Annotated in this window: 19 protein-coding genes; 9 read left to right on the top strand and 10 right to left on the bottom strand. The window is 42.2% G+C overall.

Annotation, left to right across the window (positions count from 1 at the left end; translation table 11 throughout):
• Nucleotides 1–67: 67 nt before the first annotated feature.
• The 3 genes from ACSVDE_RS01095 to ACSVDE_RS01085 form a co-directional block, all read right to left on the bottom strand.
• The gene (locus ACSVDE_RS01095; RefSeq protein WP_439299117.1) at nucleotides 68–583 is read right to left on the bottom strand and encodes a GDYXXLXY domain-containing protein; all 516 of its coding nucleotides are present in this window, start codon (nucleotides 581–583) and stop codon (nucleotides 68–70) included.
• Nucleotides 580–1,794, bottom strand: a complete 1,215-nt coding sequence (locus ACSVDE_RS01090) for a DUF2157 domain-containing protein (RefSeq protein WP_439299116.1) — start codon at nucleotides 1,792–1,794, stop codon at nucleotides 580–582. The genes ACSVDE_RS01095 and ACSVDE_RS01090 overlap by 4 nt, the downstream gene beginning before the upstream one ends.
• Before the next feature lie 133 nt (nucleotides 1,795–1,927).
• Nucleotides 1,928–2,674, bottom strand: a complete 747-nt coding sequence (locus ACSVDE_RS01085) for a DUF1836 domain-containing protein (protein ID WP_439299115.1) — start codon at nucleotides 2,672–2,674, stop codon at nucleotides 1,928–1,930.
• Nucleotides 2,675–3,069: 395 nt separating this feature from the next.
• On the opposite strand from ACSVDE_RS01085, the gene htpX reads away from it, so the two are divergent.
• The 3 genes from htpX to ACSVDE_RS01070 all read left to right on the top strand — a co-directional run bounded on the left by htpX (nucleotide 3,070) and on the right by ACSVDE_RS01070 (nucleotide 5,012).
• Complete coding sequence (htpX, locus tag ACSVDE_RS01080) at nucleotides 3,070–3,951, top strand: protease HtpX (protein WP_439299114.1); 882 nt, start codon at nucleotides 3,070–3,072, stop codon at nucleotides 3,949–3,951.
• A 147-nt stretch (nucleotides 3,952–4,098) separates the two neighbouring features.
• Nucleotides 4,099–4,422: an ArsR/SmtB family transcription factor gene (locus tag ACSVDE_RS01075; protein ID WP_439299113.1), complete on the top strand. Its 324-nt coding sequence runs from the start codon at nucleotides 4,099–4,101 to the stop codon at nucleotides 4,420–4,422.
• Between the two features lie 104 nt (nucleotides 4,423–4,526).
• A complete protein-coding gene (locus tag ACSVDE_RS01070) occupies nucleotides 4,527–5,012 on the top strand; it encodes a BsuPI-related putative proteinase inhibitor (protein ID WP_439299112.1) in 486 nt (161 codons plus the stop codon).
• Nucleotides 5,013–5,063: 51 nt separating this feature from the next.
• On the opposite strand, the gene ACSVDE_RS01065 is transcribed toward ACSVDE_RS01070, so the two are convergent.
• From ACSVDE_RS01065 to ACSVDE_RS01045, 5 genes are all read right to left on the bottom strand, one after another.
• Nucleotides 5,064–5,576: a DinB family protein gene (locus ACSVDE_RS01065; RefSeq protein ID WP_439299111.1), complete on the bottom strand. Its 513-nt coding sequence runs from the start codon at nucleotides 5,574–5,576 to the stop codon at nucleotides 5,064–5,066.
• 72 nt (nucleotides 5,577–5,648) lie between these two features.
• Entirely contained in the window at nucleotides 5,649–6,821 is a 1,173-nt protein-coding gene (locus ACSVDE_RS01060) for an MFS transporter (protein ID WP_439299110.1), read from the bottom strand.
• Between the two features lie 158 nt (nucleotides 6,822–6,979).
• Nucleotides 6,980–8,371: an N-acetylmuramoyl-L-alanine amidase gene (locus tag ACSVDE_RS01055; RefSeq protein ID WP_439299109.1), complete on the bottom strand. Its 1,392-nt coding sequence runs from the start codon at nucleotides 8,369–8,371 to the stop codon at nucleotides 6,980–6,982.
• A gap of 134 nt (nucleotides 8,372–8,505) precedes the next feature.
• Nucleotides 8,506–8,670 (bottom strand): YtzI protein, encoded by a 165-nt coding sequence (gene ytzI / locus ACSVDE_RS01050; protein WP_439299108.1) that lies wholly within the window; start codon nucleotides 8,668–8,670, stop codon nucleotides 8,506–8,508.
• Nucleotides 8,671–8,751: 81 nt separating this feature from the next.
• On the bottom strand, nucleotides 8,752–9,246 hold the full coding sequence (locus ACSVDE_RS01045; protein WP_439299107.1) for a hypothetical protein: 495 nt from the start codon (nucleotides 9,244–9,246) through the stop codon (nucleotides 8,752–8,754).
• Between the two features lie 328 nt (nucleotides 9,247–9,574).
• Here ACSVDE_RS01045 and ACSVDE_RS01040 point away from each other — a divergent pair, with 328 nt between their 5' ends.
• The 4 genes from ACSVDE_RS01040 to ACSVDE_RS01025 all read left to right on the top strand — a co-directional run bounded on the left by ACSVDE_RS01040 (nucleotide 9,575) and on the right by ACSVDE_RS01025 (nucleotide 13,855).
• On the top strand, nucleotides 9,575–10,486 hold the full coding sequence (locus tag ACSVDE_RS01040) for a glycoside hydrolase family 16 protein (protein WP_439299106.1): 912 nt from the start codon (nucleotides 9,575–9,577) through the stop codon (nucleotides 10,484–10,486).
• Entirely contained in the window at nucleotides 10,486–11,823 is a 1,338-nt protein-coding gene (locus ACSVDE_RS01035; protein WP_439299105.1) for a glycosyltransferase family 2 protein, read from the top strand. Before ACSVDE_RS01040 ends, ACSVDE_RS01035 begins: the two co-directional genes overlap by 1 nt.
• Before the next feature lie 42 nt (nucleotides 11,824–11,865).
• Entirely contained in the window at nucleotides 11,866–12,795 is a 930-nt protein-coding gene (locus tag ACSVDE_RS01030; protein WP_439299104.1) for a polysaccharide deacetylase family protein, read from the top strand.
• Between the two features lie 184 nt (nucleotides 12,796–12,979).
• Entirely contained in the window at nucleotides 12,980–13,855 is an 876-nt protein-coding gene (locus ACSVDE_RS01025; protein WP_439299103.1) for a peptidoglycan-binding protein, read from the top strand.
• 207 nt (nucleotides 13,856–14,062) lie between these two features.
• On the opposite strand, the gene ACSVDE_RS01020 is transcribed toward ACSVDE_RS01025, so the two are convergent.
• The gene (locus ACSVDE_RS01020) at nucleotides 14,063–14,983 is read right to left on the bottom strand and encodes a DNA-3-methyladenine glycosylase family protein (RefSeq protein ID WP_439299102.1); all 921 of its coding nucleotides are present in this window, start codon (nucleotides 14,981–14,983) and stop codon (nucleotides 14,063–14,065) included.
• A 206-nt stretch (nucleotides 14,984–15,189) separates the two neighbouring features.
• Between ACSVDE_RS01020 and ACSVDE_RS01015 the strand changes: the two genes are divergently transcribed.
• A complete protein-coding gene (locus ACSVDE_RS01015) occupies nucleotides 15,190–16,209 on the top strand; it encodes an acyltransferase family protein (RefSeq protein WP_439299101.1) in 1,020 nt (339 codons plus the stop codon).
• A 98-nt stretch (nucleotides 16,210–16,307) separates the two neighbouring features.
• Here the strand turns inward: ACSVDE_RS01015 and ACSVDE_RS01010 are convergent, their stop codons facing one another.
• A complete protein-coding gene (locus ACSVDE_RS01010) occupies nucleotides 16,308–18,023 on the bottom strand; it encodes a S8 family serine peptidase (protein ID WP_439299100.1) in 1,716 nt (571 codons plus the stop codon).
• A gap of 291 nt (nucleotides 18,024–18,314) precedes the next feature.
• Here ACSVDE_RS01010 and ACSVDE_RS01005 point away from each other — a divergent pair, with 291 nt between their 5' ends.
• Nucleotides 18,315–19,694: a Glu/Leu/Phe/Val family dehydrogenase gene (locus tag ACSVDE_RS01005; RefSeq protein WP_439299099.1), complete on the top strand. Its 1,380-nt coding sequence runs from the start codon at nucleotides 18,315–18,317 to the stop codon at nucleotides 19,692–19,694.
• Nucleotides 19,695–19,724: the final 30 nt, after the last annotated feature.

Below are 19,724 nucleotides of genomic sequence, written 5' to 3'. Positions count from 1 at the left end.
TCTCCTTCCCGCTGGCTTGTATCAAGTATAACACGGATCGTATATAAACCCCACAACTATTATCGAATTATTCAGAAGATGTGTAGATCAGATCTTCAATCGTCACTTGGCCCCATGGTGCGACCCGGATTGCAACCCGATCGGGTCGTTCTTCTTCAATCTGTCGCCCTGTGCCTTCTTCCACATAATATCGTTCGATTCCATAATCCAGTCGGATCACCCCTACATGGTCCATCATCCCTCTGACGATGGCTTTAAGGACGACCTCCCCTTCGTCAGTGTCTGGTCGATTGTTGTGGATACTGCTCGCTTCATAGACTTCGCCTGATTCTTTTAGCACGACATACACGCTTTCATTATAATCAGGCTCTCCTTCATCAGCCCAGAGTGAAACTGGCAATCGGGATATCTTGTAATTCAAGATCACATAATCACCATGGAAAAGATCTTTCGGATCAATCGGTTCGGTTTCTAAAGTGACCCTTTCTCCGGTTTGAAGCGTCATAAAATGAGATCCTGCTATACCACCTAGGATGACCAACTGAAGGACAATCAACAGGTAAATCAATTTTTTACGATTCATGATTGACCTCCTTTCGCTTCATGCACCCATTTTCTACGTCTTCTTTCCAAATACCAGCTTAATAAGAACAAGAGAATCCCCCCTGCGAGGAAAAACATGGATTTAGGTAGGAAATCCCATGCCAGCTGGATGTATGCGACCAACGTACTGATCAAGAATAGGAAGGTCCCCCGGTTGATTTGGGTGGAATCCTCCAGCTTATACCCTTCGACCAGGATGTATAACGAATAGCCGAATACGAGTAATAAATAAAACACACCAGCTGTTTCCCCAATTAAGAAAAGGGGTGCGAATAAGATTAGATCAATCCAATGTGATTCTGATGGCCTTCTATACTTCGACCAACTGATGAGGCCGATAGTGATCAATAACAGTATGAAATACGGTAGAGACGCAGGTATTATATTTTCGTTGTAACGAATCATGTCTTCCAGCAAGAATACATGCACCAACGTGAGAATCACGACACCGAGCAGGCTGATGTTTTTATACGCAAACTGCGCTTTTTCAGCCGGTACCCATTCACTCATTGCATAAATGAAGAGAAATACAATCGTCATCCAAATATACGTCAGATCGTAACCGACAAGGAACGTAATGCCTGTGATCGTCAAAGCCCCTGCATACAAGTGATAGAATAAAGACTCGTTTTCTTTAAGGGTGATGATGCCGACACCTATGACAACAAGGAGAGCAAGAATGAAACTGAACGACTGGAATGACACTGCACTATAGATGAGACCCGCTGTACCGATCACGAGTGTAAGCAGATAAAAATACCGGTTCGGCAGGATGAAATACGTAAGCAGTGCAATCAGCGTCCATAAGACGAAGGCATTTGCACTATAACTGACGATGTGGAAAATTTGTGCCGTTAAGAAAATCCCCGCTCCGAATGTCAAAGTACCAATCCCGATCCAGGCAATCCCTAACGTACGTTTATCCTTTCCTAATAGATAAAGCCCCGTCAAGTTGAATCCGATTATGGCTGCACAAATTAGAGAGAACCGGAACAGATCGCTCATTTGCCCCCAATTCGAAGCAATAAAGGTCAAGACACCGAGTCCAATCAGCAGGCTTGCTAATATCGGTAACAAATTGCTGCTCTTCTTTTCGTACAGCGAAATGATTCCGTTCAATTGATCTTCCTCGATCAAACCTTTCTCGATCCATTTCGCACCTTCTTTTTTTAACCATTTCCGCTCGTTCATGTTGTACCCTCCCCTTCCCTTTAACATATGATAGCTGTTAGCGTGCTCATGTTCGTTTAGTGTAATTTTACACTATAAATGTTTATTTTCCAATATAAAAAAGTGGTGTTTCCACCACTTTCGTAAAAATTCCTTATATGAATAAAGTCGAATTCAAAAACTGTCTTGATACAGATTGAAAATAAGACGTCTGAACGGAGAGAGTTGCAATGACCAATGCATTTTTTACAATCGATTGTTCCCTTAATTCCAGATCGACGAGCCGCTCCATTTTTTCTTCAGCCTTCTGATAGATCATCATTTCAGCTTTATTTCCATCTTTCACACGGAAATCTACATCCACAACATGATCATCATTCAAGTCCAATTCCTCAAAAATCGTCGCATATGTATGGTAAAAATGAATCGGGTCAATCAAGTCGTCATGCCGATCTTCTATGTTATTGAAAATCAAAGTCAACAGATTCCGGATTGAAACGAAGTCGAGTGTACTTTTCAAATCCTCAACGATGAAGAGGATCGCGGCCTGTTCCAGGGAGTATTTCTTGCCTTGTTGAGGAGAACCAATCAAGCTTCTTACATCCCGTTTCACCCAGTTCTGAACTGCAGTAGTAGAAAAGCTGCTGTATTCAATCTGATTTCCGAGCGAAACGATTTCATTGATGGAGAAACCGATCTCCTTCTTGGAGCTTTTGATGATCTTTTCAAAAATACCTGGTAAAGAAGATTCCCCCATGCCTTTCATCGCGGCATCCTCTGACATACCATTTGTTTCTAACCACGCTTGCTTCAATACTTTGGTAGGGGTGCTGACCTCATTGTTTTGTAATGATACAAGCAGTTCAGCCATCTGTTTTCGGGTAAGGGTCAAGGAAGGCATCGTTTTTCACCTCTATTTATCCGTTCATTTGAACTTATCATACGCAACAAAAATGTGGACGTCAATTTATTGAAGATATTTAAATGATACAATTAACAGTATCATAAGGCTTCGTTTGTTGATTTCAATAGAAAATCACGACACTCCTGCGGGAATAGCGAGCCAGGCAAGACCCCACAGCGCTAACTTTAGTAGTAAACACATCCCCGCAAGCGAGGAGGCTTGCGGTTCGCCCGCGGAAAGGGAGTGAATTTCGAAGAAATCAACAATATAGCTATGACCTCATGTATCCTTTATAAAATCGTAATCTTCTATCTTGATTAATTTGAAGTGGTAATTTATACTCAACTTATATACAATATTAAGTTCAAATGAACTTGAAATGAGGTATGAAAATGTTTAAACGGATTTCATTATTCATCTTAACGAACATTCTAGTCCTTACGACCATCATGATTGTTCTATCGGTGTTAGGCGTAAACAACTACATCGGTGCTGATGGTAACATCATGTTCGGACAGTTGTTGGTGTTCAGTGCTGTCGTCGGTTTTACTGGCTCCTTCATGTCCCTTGCAATTTCCCGATGGATGGCTAAGAAACTCATGGGCGTTAAAGTCATCAACCCTGATAACCCTGGCTCAGCTTATGAGCGTGATCTCGTGGAACGCGTCCACCGCCTTTCACGTGCTGCAGGACTAACAGTCATGCCAGAAGTCGGATTGTATAACTCGCCTGAAGTTAACGCTTTTGCAACAGGTCCTTCAAAACGCCGATCACTCGTTGCTGTTTCAACTGGTCTACTTCAAAACATGGATGATGACGCAGTTGAAGGCGTACTTGCACATGAAGTTGCGCACGTTGCAAATGGTGATATGGTAACGATGACCTTATTGCAAGGTGTCATCAATACATTCGTAGTATTCCTATCCAGAATTGCAGCTTGGGCAGTCGCTCAGTTGGTGGATGAAGATAAAGCCATGATTGTTCATTTCATTGCCATCTTCGTTTTCCAAATCGCATTTTCCATTCTCGGAAGTATCGTCGTCATGGCGTACTCCCGATATCGTGAATTCCATGCGGACCGAGGCGGTGCAGATCTGGCCGGTAAGGACAAGATGCTACACGCACTTGAATCCCTTCGTGCCCATGTCAACCGCGTCGATACTCGTCAAGAATCTCTAGCGACTATGAAAATCAGTGGCGGTAAGAAAAAGAGACTTCTTTTCTCAACACACCCTGACCTTGATGAGCGAATCCGTCGTTTACAAGCGAAGTAATAATGGTATATAGAAACAGAGCAGACATCTCGTCTGTTCTGTTTTTTTCATTGCCAAGTCTTCTCTACATGTAACCAATTGCCAAACAGCCCGACCTGATATACTATGTACATATAGGTTTAAACTATTAAACGAATGGTGATCGATATGACAGATACAAACGAAAAAGAGCAATTCCTGGAGTCCTTCCGGAATGCCACCCCATTATTTCAGGCATTAGCAGATCCTGTACGTCAGGAACTGATTTTGTTGTTAGCGGAACATGAACGGTTGAACGTCAATGAGATTTCGGATTACTCTCCGATGTCCCGCCCGACGATCTCCCATCACCTAAAGATCCTAAAACAAGTCCATCTTGTCAGTTCCGAGAAAAAAGGTACTCAGAATTACTATAAACTAGAGGTGGAACGTCCTCTGGAACAACTGAAGGAACTGATCAAAGTTATTGAGGCGGAATGCATTTTTGAGTAAATTATAAAAAATGGTTGAAACATAAGCCCGCCCGGTTACGTCAATACTACGAACAATTAAAATCAAGGATTGTAAGGTCCTTTGATCAAAGGGAGGGTTACACCATGTTACGACTTCTTTCAATTGTGGGGTTGATGATCCTTTTAGCAGCTTGCGGAACGACGGAAACGAACGAGGAACCGGCTTCTGAACCGACTAACGGACAAGCTAGTGAAAAACCAGAAAAACCGGAAAAACCACCTGAAGGGAATGAGATTGTGGCAGGTGAACTTGAGCTGAACGTCGTTTCTTTCACGAACGACAAAGCAGTCATCGAATTAAAGAACCAAACTGAACGAGCGCAAAATCTAGAGTTTACAAGTGGACAACAGTATGACATGTGGATCATGGATGAGAACGGTAAACAGGTGTTCCATTGGGGAGAAGGCAAAATGTTCACTCAGGCACTTAAAACCGAGACGATTGAGCCTGGCGAAAGCAAAAGCTTCAGCGTAGCCTTACCGAAGTTGGACCCAGGAACATATCAGATCCGCTTCAAAGTCACTTCCAAGCCACCATTTGAAACGACATTCAAACAAACGATTGAATAATGTAAAAGCTGGTCCGATAGTTGAACGGACCAGCTTTTTGCTTGCGATCATTTATTTCGTTTCTTGTGCCTCGAGCGGTTTCCATAATTCCTGGATGCCTTGCGCACGTTTGATTCCATTGATGACACCGAGATGGAGACCTTCATGCCAAATCATGAAGTTGAGCACTTCTCCGTACGTTTCAAACGCAGTCCGTTCATTCAAGCGCAAAGGCTCTGGCAGCGTATCTTGCAATTTTTCCCCATATATAGATGCAATGCGCTCCGTTTGTTCTTCTAGTTGTGTCGCCAGCTCTTTTAACGTTGGTGGCTCTTTCGTCCAGGTGGATGGACTCGTACTATGGCCGAAGAATTCTTTGTAGCCATCCGGTATGTTCGCTTTACTTCCATCTACATGAGCCATGATGTTTTCTACCGCGATGAAGATGTGTCCAAGATTCCAAACGATCGAGTTGTTGAAACCTTCTGGTACGATTAGAGCTTGTTCCTCTGTTGTCGCCTTCAAGCTTGCCAATGTGTTGCTTCTTGAAAAGTTGAACATTTGCAAAATTGCTTTATTATCCATACGTCCTCATCTCCCCTGTTTTCCATTACTTTTAACAGTATCGTCAGAATATTCAGGTGTCAATAGAATCTGTCATCGATCATGAACACCGAATTTGACGAGGACACTGCCAGCCATCAAAATTACACCGGCAAAACCAAATACATATGCCGTGACAAAATTTCCTGAAATCCATCCACCGATCAAGGGACCGATCAAATTCCCTAGAAAACGGCAACTCGCTGTCACACCAAAGGCTCGCCCCTCGATATCTGCCGGTGTCTTCTTATAGATCAAGGTCTGGATTGCCGGCCAGACACCCCCAAGCAGCAATCCTTGGATGAAGCGCCATATATACAATTCATATATGTTATCAGTCCACAATTGAGGTAAAAACAAGACTCCGCTCGCGAACATCACGACCGGAAGCATTTTCAAATGACCGATCCGGTCTCCGAGCTTACCTAGATAAGGAGAGCCGATGATTGTCGCGATTCCAAGGATGGACGCCGCAAACCCAGCCAATAAGGCAAGGTTCTCTTTGTTGTCCACGAACGTTTTTACGAAGATCGTCATCATCGAGTTCGTACTGAGCATAGCCGCTTGCAAGATGAATGTCGCAATGAACAGCACCAGCAATTGCTTGTTCTTCAGGACATCCATGAAAGTCCCTGGCTTTCCTTTTTTAGATTGCATCGGCTGATCTTGAGGGATCGAGTAGATGACGAGCAGCAAGGTCAACAAAATGCTGATGCCCGTCACAGCAAAAACTGGTCGGAAACCGAACAAGTCTGACAAAGCACCTCCAAATAACGGTCCGACGATGCCTCCGGATATCCCGCCGGTTTGCAGAAATCCTAGCGCACTCCCGGTATGGTCTTTCGGAGTAATTCTAGAAAGATAAGAAAAGGATACGGTAATGAATCCTGAGAAAAAGCCCATGAAAAAACGGAGCCCCAGAAGCATCCATGGACCTGTCGCGAATGCCATCGAGAATGTAAGGATCCCCATTCCGATCCCCGCACGGATCAGATTTGCTTTCTGACCGAATTTATCTGCGAAGATGCCCCAAATCGGTGACATGATCGCGCCAGATAAAAACGCAGCAGAAAAGATGGCACCTGTCCAAACACTCAGTTCCTTTTCACCCGTTACCCCGAGTTCTTCCAAGTATAGTGGCAGGAATGGCAGGATCATCGTCATCGCCGCAACGATTATGAAATTACATAGCCATAAAAATCGTGCACTTTTCTTCCAATTTTCCATTGTTGTTCATCCTAACTCACTCGTACAAAGTCCGTCTTCAATACTATTCCTCATTGTAACACTAGACATGAGTGACTTAGGACTATCTTGCCTAAGCAACAATCTTGTAGAAAGGACCAGAAACAAAAAAAGCCCCCTGCAAATAAGGAGCTTTCCTACTATTGAAGTTGCTGTTTCGTTTTTTCCAGATCATCAATCAACTTATTGGCTGCATCGATTTCAGCGTTGACCATCTTTTCATAGATCGTCAGGATCTGTTGACCATAGGTCGTACCTGGTACGGCCCATTTTCCATTCAGCTTGATCCAAGTCGGTGCCGAGCCACGGGCAACGAGATTGAATCGCGGATCCACGAGTACTTGTCCCTCAGGTAACTTTTCTTTTGTCGCATACGCATACAAATGCTGGATGTGAGCGAGCACGCCTTCTCTTGGTGTTGCAAAGCTTGCGCCTGGCGTATTTGCATCTGTCGTTCCGATTCCCGCATAGTTGTTCTGTTCAGGCTTCACCGTTCCAGTGAATCGGAAGTAATTGGTTTCATGAATCGCTTGAGCGAGAGCCGTATCGCCTCGAATTCCATATAAATTACCGATATTCAAATACAACTGGGCCAATGCAGGAGCTTGAGGGTTCACCCGCTTGACGAAATCGTTCATCGTTTCAGCCGTAAGCACACTTGATCCTGTAATGGTAAAACCGACAACAGGCTCTGGCTTAGGAGGCTCTGATGGTTCACCTTCCGTTACGATGAATGCATCACCGATTCCGATGGTTCTCAACCGAGCAACCAACTCTTCTGCATTCTCTTTCTGAGAAAAAGCGCCGGCTTGTACACGGTAAAACCTCGTCCCATTGATGACAATCGGGTAGATATACGCTTCAATCTTATTGGACTGGAGCGTTTTTGCTCGTTGTTCTGCATTCTCTTCTTCTTTAAAAGAACCAGCGATCACCTTATAAAGGGTTCCCGTACCTGGTTGAGGTTGAGGCTGCGGCTTTGGCTTCTGTGGTAAGTTCAGTGCCTTCGCAACTCCTGTAGCCGCTGCTTTCGCTACATCTCTTAAGAATTTGTCATTCAACATCAACTGCAAGTCACGTTCATTATCAATGAAAAGCACTTCAATTAATAATGCGTTCATTCTTGTATTTCGGAGCACATAGAAATTCGCTCTCTTTTGTCCACGGTTGAAAACCTTGTATTGATCCGTCGTGAAGACGATCTCTTTGTGGATGATGCCCTGGATCTCTTTCGTTGCACTCGGTATCGTTCCGTTGTAGATATAACTCTCAAAGCCCGTCCCACCTGCTGCATTGTGGTGGATCGAAAAGAAAAAGTCAGCGTTCTTTTCATTCGCAAAATCGGTACGTGCTTTCAGACTTACGGTTTGGTCTTTCGTTCGGGTCATCAACACATTGACGACATATGATTCGAGCAAAAACTCTCGGACCATCAATGCTACTTTCAGGTTAAAATCCTTTTCCTTATATTGTTTGTAGACAGCCCCGCTATCAGAGCCACCATGTCCTGGATCTAAAACGACTGTTACCATCTATTCACCACTTTCATAGAATTTTCCCTTTATACACTCTATGCAATTTTCGGTCGATTGCTTGTACAAATATAAAAGGTTGACTGAATTGTACAGCCAACCTTATCAATCGGGAAAACTATGAAATCGAGCATTTATCGGTCTGTTTTGTCTTCTTCTTCATCGTTTCCATCCAGGTACGGGTTGTTTTCCAATGGATCGATTGTATGTTTATAAGAATATCCCTTCGTTATTGCTGCCACGAAAAGAATGAGGACAACGATGATGATGAGTACGGAAGCTATTAATACTTTGAACATGATAGAATCCCATCCTTCCATCTATCAATTTAACATAGTTGCTAGAATAGGTGCGATGGAAAAATGACAGATTCAAGACACCTACTTGCCGTAGGTCGCAGTTACGCCCCAATACACATCCACCACAATATCATTCATGACGACATCCAGATCATGAAAGATCCTGTGGGCCATCTTCAGGTGTGTAGAATCATTCTCTTCCAGCGCTTTCTCAATACTATTCGCTGCTCTTTCCATATCCTTTTTTAACGGTCCTCGAGTTTCTGGAGCAATGATCTTTTCAATGTGCATCAGTTGAGTACGCAGCTCTTCTTCTTTGTTCGTAGGATCAAAGCTTTGCCATGCTCCCCAACCGAGGAGTTGATTCAAATACGTATGCATCTGACTGATCTCTTTGAGTACGGCCTCTTCATTGCTTTCATTGACAAATAGAGCATCATTGGAGACGACACGGACGTCCCCGCTGCTCTTTGCCTCTTTTAACGTCGTTGCTCCACCATCTGCTTTTTGAAACAGGTAAAAGCTTGTCCATCCTCCGATCCCGATCACGATGAGAGAAACCAATACGATTGTCAAAATCATCTTCGATGGCCGTTTTGATTTTTCCAGAACAACCCCTCCAATAATATGGCGTTGGATGTATATGGTAATAATTTTATTTTAACTGATATGTTTATGAATAACAAAAACAAGACGTTCTTTATATAAAACGAATTAATACGCAGATAAACTTCTAAATTCCATTAAAAACCCTTAATAACGAACATAAATCGCTTAATTTCGTAAAAAAGAACAAATAAACCATTTTACTATTATGTTTGTTCGTTATATAATACATTTAATCAGTTGTTCTTAATCAAGAACTTTTTGAATATGCTATTTAAAGGAACGGGGGCGTGTCCAAATGAAAAAAGCATTTCAAATATTACTCATATTGTTATTAATCGTTTTTAGTTTAGCTATTTATGTGAACGTGCCCGCACTAAAATGGCTTGGTGATAATTATCTCGATATTACAAGTAATAATGAAACTGTCTTTGCTACAGACCTTGTTTCTAAAAGCTCTGTTTCTCAAAACCTGACTCCACAACACAGTAGAATACAAGATCCAATTTATTATGATGAAGCTAATAAGGATTGGGAACTTGTTTGGCATGATGAGTTTGACCAAGCTCAACTACACCGAGGTAAATGGGTGAAAGAAGATTGGGTTGCAGAAAAAAATAATGAGTTACAATATTATTCACCCGAAAATGTGCAACTGAAGAATGGCTTTTTACAGCTCGTGAGCAGAGAAGAGAATGAAAAGGGTCGCCATTTTACTTCTGGTGCAATTCATACAAGAGATAGATTCAGTTTTCTATATGGGAAAGTTGAAATGAGAGCTAAGCTTCCTTATGGAAAAGGGATATTCCCAGCTTTTTGGATGTTACCTAATCGGCATGACGTCTGGCTCCCAGAAATAGACATTATGGAGATGCTGGGAGATAAACCAGATGAAACTTGGATGGTTCTCCATTGGACTGATAAAGAAGGAAAATTGGCTACCGAATACAAATCACACCTTGGCCCAGATTATTCAAAGGGTTTCCACACCTTTGGAATTGAGTGGACACCTAGTAAAATCGTATGGTTCATTGATGGCGTAGAACGGTTTCAAACCGACAAATATGTTCCACAGGAAGAAATGTATCTGTATGTCAATACTGCTGTTGGAGGTGATTGGCCTGGTAGTCCTGATGATACGACAGTCTTCCCTCAATATTTTGAAGTTGACTATATTCGAGTTTATCAACAGACGGGAGAGGGTTTATAATGTTAGAAATTACAATGATAATGTTCATATTTTACCTCTTCTTCCAAATGCTATATATTTTTTATCCATTATTAACTGCAAGAAACAATTTGATTTCAAATTTAGAAAAGGAAAAAGGCATTTCAATTTTAGTTCCAGCATTTAATGAAGAAAAAGTGATACGGCAATGCCTGAAAGGTATATTACATCTGAACTATACGAATTTTGAAGCCATATTTATTAATGATGGATCCACTGATAGGACTTTAGAAGTTTTGTCCCAACAATTACATCTAGTGCCCACGTCTAAAAAGCTTCCCGCAGTCAGAATTTCTCATCAAGAAATTAATGAAGTTTACCAATCCAAACAATTTCCCAACATCTACTGTATTGATAAAAAGAATGGTGGAAAAGCAGATGCACTAAATGCAGGAATTGAGTACAGTGCAAAAAAAATCATTATTACGCTGGATGCTGATAGCGTTCTTGACACTGATTCAATGCAAGCCATTAATTATGCGTTTGAAGATGATAAAGTAATTGCAGCAGGTGGTATGGTACAAATTGGGCAAGGTTACAAAGGAATTGATACAGAGCCCGAGCCTACTTTTAAACAAAAGGGTGTCATTCGTTTCCAAATCCTTCAATACTTTACATCGTTTTACCTTCATAAGCTTACACAAGCTAGATTGAAATCGATCGTTGTAATTGCTGGAGCATTTGGTGCTTTCCGAAGAGGTGCTCTATATGACATAGGTGGATTTCGTCAAACTGTTGGGGAAGACATGGATATCACCCTAAGACTCCATCAATTAATCAAAACCAATATAGAGTACGTTCAACATACGCTTCTATTTATACCACAAGCTATTTGTTACACAGAATGCCCCGAAACCATTAAGGATTTATACAATCAAAGAATTAGATGGCAAAAAGCATTTGTAGACTGTGTATTTTACTTCAAAAAATCCTTCTTCAGAAAACTTGGCATACGATTATCCATATTTTTTCTTATTGATTCTCTATTACTCGGTACGCTGAATTCTTTTGCACTACTACTAATCCCCATAATGATTTTTCTCAATCCAGATCACTACATGGTAGCTGTAGCTTTATTTACAATTACTGTGATGATGTCAAACTACCAGAATATCGCAACTATTATTGTCAGTAGAAGGTTCGGGGTAAAATATTCAGGTATGAATTATCTCAGAATATTTCTGTTCATTCCTTTTGAAGTTCTTACTTATCGAATGTTAAGTGTTGTGTTTGTTGTCGCTGGCACGATTTTCTATTTTAAAAATAAAGAGGCTTGGTATGTGTCTAAACGTATTGGCTCGAATGTAGATTTTAACTAAAACATTTATGAGATAGATACGCTACTTAAGGAGAGATGATTCATGAAAAAGATTATCGTGAATATGGCTTTCATTCTTTCATTCATCTGCTTTGTATGTCTCATTAGCCTTCTTTTTTACGATGATTTTGTCCAAGCTTTTTCGGATGACAACTTATTCCCGAAGAATAAAAGCTTAGGCTTGTCAGAGTGCCAAGAATGGACAGAAGAAGTCCGACAATTTGATGTGCAAAAGGGTAATGAAGCAATTGAGGTACCTGTATTGATGTATCATAGAATCATTGAGGAAAAAAAGATAGTATCGGAACATCTTACTGACGATCTACATCTAAAGAAAACAATCATACCGAAATCAAATTTCCTTGAACAGATGCAGTTTTTACATGAAGAAAATTATACAACCTTGACCGCAAAAGAATTTCTAATGTTTATGGAGGGACGGTTAAAGGTCCCTAAGAAAAGCGTGCTCTTAACCTTTGATGATGGATATAAAGATAATTACACAGAAGTTTATCCCATTTTAAAGAAGTATGACTTTAAGGCGTTAAACTTCATAATAACTGGAGCAATAACTACACATAGGAAAACGTATAAGAGTGAAAAGCATCAATATTTCAGTTTGGATGAACTAAATAAGAGTTGTGATGTTTTCGATTTCCAAAGTCATACCTATAACTTCCATAAACGCACAACAGAAGGAACACCCTATTTAATCCATAAAAATAGGAAAGAAATTTCAAATGATCTTGCCTACAGTTTGAAAAATTTAGAGGGGCGTAACCACGCTTTCGCTTATCCATTTGGAGCATATGACAAAAAAACAATTAAAGCTCTAAAGAAGTTAGGGTTTAAGATGGCATTTACTACAAATTATAAGAATGCTAAACCTGGGATGGCTATGTATGAAATCCCCAGAAAAGAAGTGTTTCCTGAAGATAGTCTGATTGATTTTAAAAATAAGATAAACGATTAAGAGGCTGATTCTGTTCGGCCTCTTTTTTAATTGTGTGAAAAATGACAGACCCTCCTCCCCTCTGTAGTCTAATCGTAATCTCAATGTAACTGCACTATTATTGTCATGTCATATTGAGCTAGTAGAATGTGCAATTGGGACGTCATAAACAGGCGTTCATACTTCAAAGGAGGGAACCTTCTATATGTTTAAGAAACTTGCACTTACTGTAGCGCTAGCAGGAACTGCTGTCCTTGCACCTACAGCTACTCAAGCGGCTGAACTGGACAAGCCCCTTAAAAAGAACATGTGGCATGAAGATGTCCACACCATTCAACAGGACCTGAAAGAACTAGGATTCTTCGATTACCATAAAACTACCGGATATTTCGGTGACATCACTCATAAAGGCGTCAAAGCCTTCCAAAAAGACTACAACATGACACCGACAGGTACGGTAGACCAAAAAACAGCAGATGTTCTAGAAGAAGCAACAGCATTGATCCAACGTGGTGATGAAGGTAAAGCAGTCGAGCACTTGCAAAAGCACTTGGCTGAATTGAAGCTCTATAACTACCATGTAGATGGAATCTATGGCCCGTTGACTCAACAAGCTGTTGAGAAATTCCAGCAGAATAATAGTTTAGTAGTGGATGGAATTGTAGGTCCTGAAACGAAAGCCGCTTTATTCGACTTAAAAGAAACAGCAAAAGCTGAACCAGCTAAAGAAGAAACAACACAAGAATCTTCTGAACCAGAAGAAGCAGAAACAGCAAAAGCAGATGAAGAAAAAGCAACAATGACGATGGAAGCGACAGCTTATACAGCAAATTGTGATGGTTGCTCAGGTGTAACCGCTACAGGTATCGACTTGAATGCAAACCCTGATCAAAAAGTGATTGCAGTCGACCCGAATGTCATCCCTCTAGGAACTGAGGTATATGTTGAAGGTTATGGTCGCGCAATTGCTGGCGATACAGGTGGTGCAATCAAAGGAAACCGCATCGATCTTTACATGCAATCTAAAGATGCTGCAGTAAACTTTGGTCGCCAAAATGTTGAGGTAACAATTTTAAATTAATAGTTTAAGGTGAAAGAAAGGCTGCTCCGATCGTGGAGCAGCCTTTTTATGTGGAGTTGGCTTAGGTAGTTCTTACTATTTTCAAAAACGATGCTGCGTTTTTACAAAACCATGCCCTATTTTTCTAAAATGAAGCTCCGTTTTTCTAAAACGGAGCACCCTTTTTCCAAAACAAACCCGAATTTTTACAAAACCCACCACTCCGGCTCATTTCCCCATCGTATTCAAGTACTGCCAGAGATAGAAAGTGATGTAACTTTCCCATGGGTTCCAATCTTCTTTTTCCGCTAACAGACGGATTTCCTCCGTTTTCGGTTGTTTTTCTGTCCCATAAAGCATTTTCACCGCATTTCTCAGACCGATATCTGCAGCTGGCAAAACATCCGCCCGGTTAAGCCCGAACAACATCAAGCATTCGATCGTCCAAACGCCGATTCCCCTTAATGGAAGCAAACGGTCAATGATTTCTTGATTGGACATCGCCCACAAAGCATCCAGATCAATCTCTCCATTCGCAACAAGTCTCGCGAAATCAATGATATATTCCGATTTTCGCTGACTGAAAGATAACGCACGCAGGTCTTCGTAATCGAGCATAGCCACTTTTTCGGCAGTAGGAAACAGATAAAGGTCATCCCCTTCGTATTCCTTCACCTCTCCCGCCAATCTGACAAGCCTTTCTTTTAACGTAGCGGCGAACTTTAAATTCACTTGCTGACCGATGATCGTATCCACTGTCGTTTCAAACAGGTCCGGATTCGTAATCACCCGCATGCCATGGAACTGCTTAATCAGCCCATTCAGTCTATCATTCGTCTTCAAATGCTCATAAAACGCATTCAGAGAATTTCCTACACCAAACATGCGATGGAGATGGTGATGAAGAGCCTCCATCTGCGTTTCCGAAACATTTCTGTTCAATTGAATGGAAATTCCGTCTTCTTCATTTTGAATGGATGCATCCAAAAGAAATGCTTCATCACCAAGGTGGATCCATTTAATGAAACGGTTTTCTTCCCGTTTCACGACCATCGTTTTCAATGTATCGGTCGTCCGATGATGGCGTTGGAACGTGTGATCGAACGAAAATGGTCCTGGAATGTATAGAAGATTGCGCGTTTTTTCCATATTGACCCCTCTTTCTTTGTTTACATTTATTACAAAATGAGCATAGATGTTAAAACTCATTTACAGACGTCCAAAAACAGATGACAATTTCGAATAAATTAGGTGACAAACGATTGATTCATAATCTGACGGGGTATGTTAAATCACAGCATACTTCGTTTTTAATGATTGCACAAATTTTTTCAGACAACTTGGAGGCTAAGATTATGAATAAACAAAAGCGTGAGTATTACTTTGACAATGCAAAATTCATATTGATTTTTCTTGTGGTGTTCGGACACTTCATCAGTCCGCATAAGTCAAACAGCGATGTGTTATATACAGTATACAACTTCATCTACACGTTCCATATGCCTGCTTTCATATTGATCGCCGGCTTCTTCTCGAAAAGCATTTTGAAGGAAGGCTATCTGAAGAAGATTTTCAAGAAAATCCTGATTCCGTATTTCATTTTCCAAATGATCTACTTCGCCTTTTATACGGTGAAAAATGGTAGTGAAACATTCACATTGTTCGATCCGTACTGGACATTGTGGTTCTTACTCAGTATGGTGCTTTGGAATGTATTGCTCTTCGTGTTCGCACGCATGAAGTATCCATTGGTCATTGCACTCGCGATCGGACTTGTCGCAGGTTATATTCAAGATATCGGAACGTTTCTCAGCCTATCTAGAACATTCGTGTTCTTCCCGGTATTCTTATTGGGCTATTACTTGAAAAAGGAACACTTCTACGCGCTGCTTCGTACAGATGTGCGAATCGCGTCAGGTGCCATTTTCGCAAGTATGCTGATCAGCTATTACTTCTTCTTTCCAGATGCGGCAAAAGAGTGGCTCCTCGCTTCGTCCTCTTATGAGGAGTTGGGCGTAGGCGCAGAACAAGCGATTCTCATCAGACTGCTCATGTATGGATTGATGTTCATCGCGACATTCAGCTTCATGGCACTTGTACCAAGACGTCAACTATTCTTTACCCATATGGGCGGAAGAACACTTTATGTATATCTTTTACATGGATTCGTCGTCAAGCTGTTCTCGATCACTCCGTTCTATGATGCGATTCAGGACACAGGAAGCTATGTGTTATTCCTCGCTCTTGCAGCGGCGGTCACATTGCTCTTAGCTTCCAAACCGATTATCACGGTTGCACAACCACTGATTGAACTGAGAACGAATCTGCTGCAGAAATATATGAACCGTACTAGAAACACAGCAGATGCATCTTAAGATACGACGGAAGCCATCTTTTTCCTGGGAAATAATACGTTTTTCGACATGATAAAAGAGATGATCCCTCTTGGGACCATCTCTTTTTTTCGTCAAAATTATTGGTTGGAAGTCTGTGTCAAACCGTTCGTACCAGCGCTCAAGTCAACATAGTAGGAGCCGCTGCCGCTGTAAGAAGAAACCTTCAGTGTGTAAGTTCCTGTCTGTGTCGGTGTGAACGTAAGTGTTTCTTGACGCTTCGTTCCTTCCGCCTTCGCTACTTGTACACCGGATGGGTCGTACAAGTAAACGTCGAAGTCAGGAGATCCGCCGAACCACCAGCTTGCTGTCCAGTTCGGGATGATCATCGTAACGGCTGTCGGATAGTTCGTGTTGTTCACTGTGAACTGGTACGTGTCTTCACTACCCGTACCACCTAGAGAGTCTTGCTCCGCGAAGTGATTCGGAGTCGCGATGTTCGTGCCGCTCAAGCCTCCAGCATCCTTGATCGCTTCATATCCGTCCAGGCGTCCATGACCATAGTCGATGTCCTTACCTGCTGGACCCCAATCTTCAGCCGTGTTGGATAGGATGTTTTTCACATCAGTCGGCGTCAATCCTGGGTTTGCATCGAGCATCAATGCAATCGTACCAGCCGTGAACGGTGTAGCCATACTCGTTCCACTATACGTTACATAGCCACTTGAAGTGTTCGTTTGAGCAGCTGTAATGTTGTAGCCAGGTGCAAAGATATCCGGCTTGATACGGCCATCCGCTGTTGTACCACGACTTGAGAAGTCTGCAAGGAAGAAACCGCCTTCTCCAAGGTCAGCACCTGCCCCGACTGTAATCGCCTTTTCTGCTGCTCCAGGAGATCCGATCGTCTTCTTGCCTGGTCCATCGTTTCCAGCTGCAACTGTGACGACGAGTCCTGCGTCAACTGCATTGTTGACCGCTACAGAGGTAGAGTCTGTCCCATCTGAGCTTCCAGAAGTCCCAAGGCTCAAGCTCAACACTTCAATTCCATATACATCTTTGTTCGCTACTGCCCAATCGATCCCGGCTGTAACGGTACTCATGCTTCCGCTTCCCTGTGCATTCAATACTTTTATCCCGACAAGAGCCGCTCCAGGTGCAACACCTTTATGAGTCGGATTCCCATCTCCATCACCTGCTACCGTACTGGCAACGTGTGTACCATGTCCGTTGTCATCATAAGGAGTTGTCCGATTATTGACCAGGTCCTTCCAACCGATGACTTTTCCTTCATCCAAGTCAACGTGGTTTCCGTCGATTCCGGTATCAATGACCGCTACGACTTGGTCATCTTTTGAATACGTGTTTTCGTTTCCATCGCTGTTTCCTGTAAGACCGAAGTCACCACGTGCTTTTTCTGTTCCAAACCATTTGTTTGCTGTACCGTTCAAGGTTTGGATTTGAGCATCATGCTCGATGGATTTGACGAAAGGCAGTTTCTCAAGCTTTTCAATTTGTTTCTTGGTCAGAGTGACAGCTACCCCGTTCAAAGCGTTTGAAAAGACATGCTTTGTCTTGAATTTACCGAGGCGTTTCATCACCGCTTTGTGGGCCTTCTCACTCGCCATCGATTTATCGAACTGGACGATCACGTCGATCGTCTCAGATTCTGATTTCTGCTTCAGCATGGATTCAAGGTTGTCGAACACCTTGTTGTTGTTCATGTTCACCATTGCTGCAGGCAATTCCGGGTTTTTTGACACTTTCTTTTCAAAATCGGCACCACTCGCTCCACCCATTGCAGATAGGAGCATACTCGTCGCTAACACTGCGGAAGCGACAACATGTTTCTTCTTCATTCTTTTTCCTCCCTCAATTTTCTTTACTTTTCGAATGTTTAAAATATTCTGTAGTCATATCGTAATACAAATGACCTATGATGAAATGAGCAGATAGATGGAAGTAACTGTTTTTCATATCTGTGTGAAACGTCACGATTATTTGAATTTAAAAGTATTTAAAAGTCGGCTCGTCTACCATCTTTTCGACAAAATGGAAGAATTGTCGGATGATTCAGACCGTATCTTTTTAAATGAAAAGCATTTCTTGGTTATAATGTAATTAGTAGATGAAGGGGAGGTCGTTAAGGTATGGCAAGTTATTTTGGTTCGATCGTCCAGCATTCATTGGACGCATTACTTGAGGACGAGTCATTTTTACCAGATCTAAAGGAGCAAGACCGTGAACAGGCATTTACATCTCTGACAGCGATTCTATCAACGCCAAATCACATACATAAGTCGTTTTTACGAATCGCTCTAGAGAACGGAAAAGTCGTCAGAATCCCGGCATTCCGCGTACAACACAACAACACGCTTGGTCCTTATAAGGGCGGTATTCGTTTTCATGAATCGGTCAATGAAGAAGAGGTCATGAATCTCGCATCTCTCATGACATTGAAAAATGCACTGCATGAAGTGCCGTTCGGGGGCGGTAAAGGCGGAGTAGTCCTCAATCCACGAGATTATGAGGTGAAAGAACTCCACCAGATTTGTAAAAAGTACGTCCACTACTTCAGTGATATCCTTGGTCCGGACAAGGACATTCCAGCTCCGGACATGGGGACTGGTGATCGTGAAATGGACTGGATGATGGCAGAATATAAGAGCATCCGTCCGGGAACGACGTATCGTGGAAGTTTTACCGGCAAGAGCATCATCAACGGAGGTTCACTAGGCCGAAGAGAAGCGACAGGAAAAGGCGTCTACTTCACCTATCGTTACATGATGCATGACTTTATGAATGAAAACCGGGAATGGCTCGATGCACAAGAGAATCCGTTCGCTAGAACAGCATTGAATCATGATCGGAAAGATTTGAAGATGGCGATTCAAGGCTTCGGTAATGTCGGGTCTGTCGCTGCATTGGAAGCCTATCGTTGCTCACACCTGAACAATAAAATCGTTGCGGTGAGTGATCGTAATGTTACGATATACAACGAAGAAGGCTTGGATATTCCAGCGCTTGTCGATTACACCGCGAACAATGAAGGTGATCTACCGACAACGGAAAAGGAACTCGCTGGACTTGAAATGAAGGCAGAGATCCTCGATCGTGAAAAAGTGCTCTACATGGACGTCGATGTATTGGTGTTGGCAGCCTTAGAAGGACAAATCCATAAGGATAATGTCGATCAGATAAAAGCGAAAATCATCGTTGAAGGTGCGAATGCTCCTGTAACGGGTGATGCCGATAAATATCTGGCGGACAATGGCGTCATCATTGTCCCGGATATTCTCGCCAACGCTGGTGGTGTAATCGTCTCCTATTTCGAATGGGTACAAGGACGTGAAACTCAATTTTACAGTGAAGAGCAAATCTTCGAAAAGCTGGTCGAAAAGATGGAAGAAACGATGGTGACGATCCTGCCGCAATTCTTCGGGGATCCGTTCCCACTCCGTCAAAACTGTTACATCCACGCGGTTATGAAGCTATCCACAGTTCTATACAGACAAGGGAAATTGTACTGATTTGATTTGAAGAAGACCTGAGAGAGGATG

It is taken from the genome of Pseudalkalibacillus sp. Hm43, from assembly GCF_051842935.1.
Lineage (GTDB): Bacteria > Bacillota > Bacilli > Bacillales > Fictibacillaceae > Pseudalkalibacillus.
The sequence above is the reverse complement of the archived record's forward strand: the minus strand, read 5'-3'. Positions and strand labels throughout refer to the sequence as shown.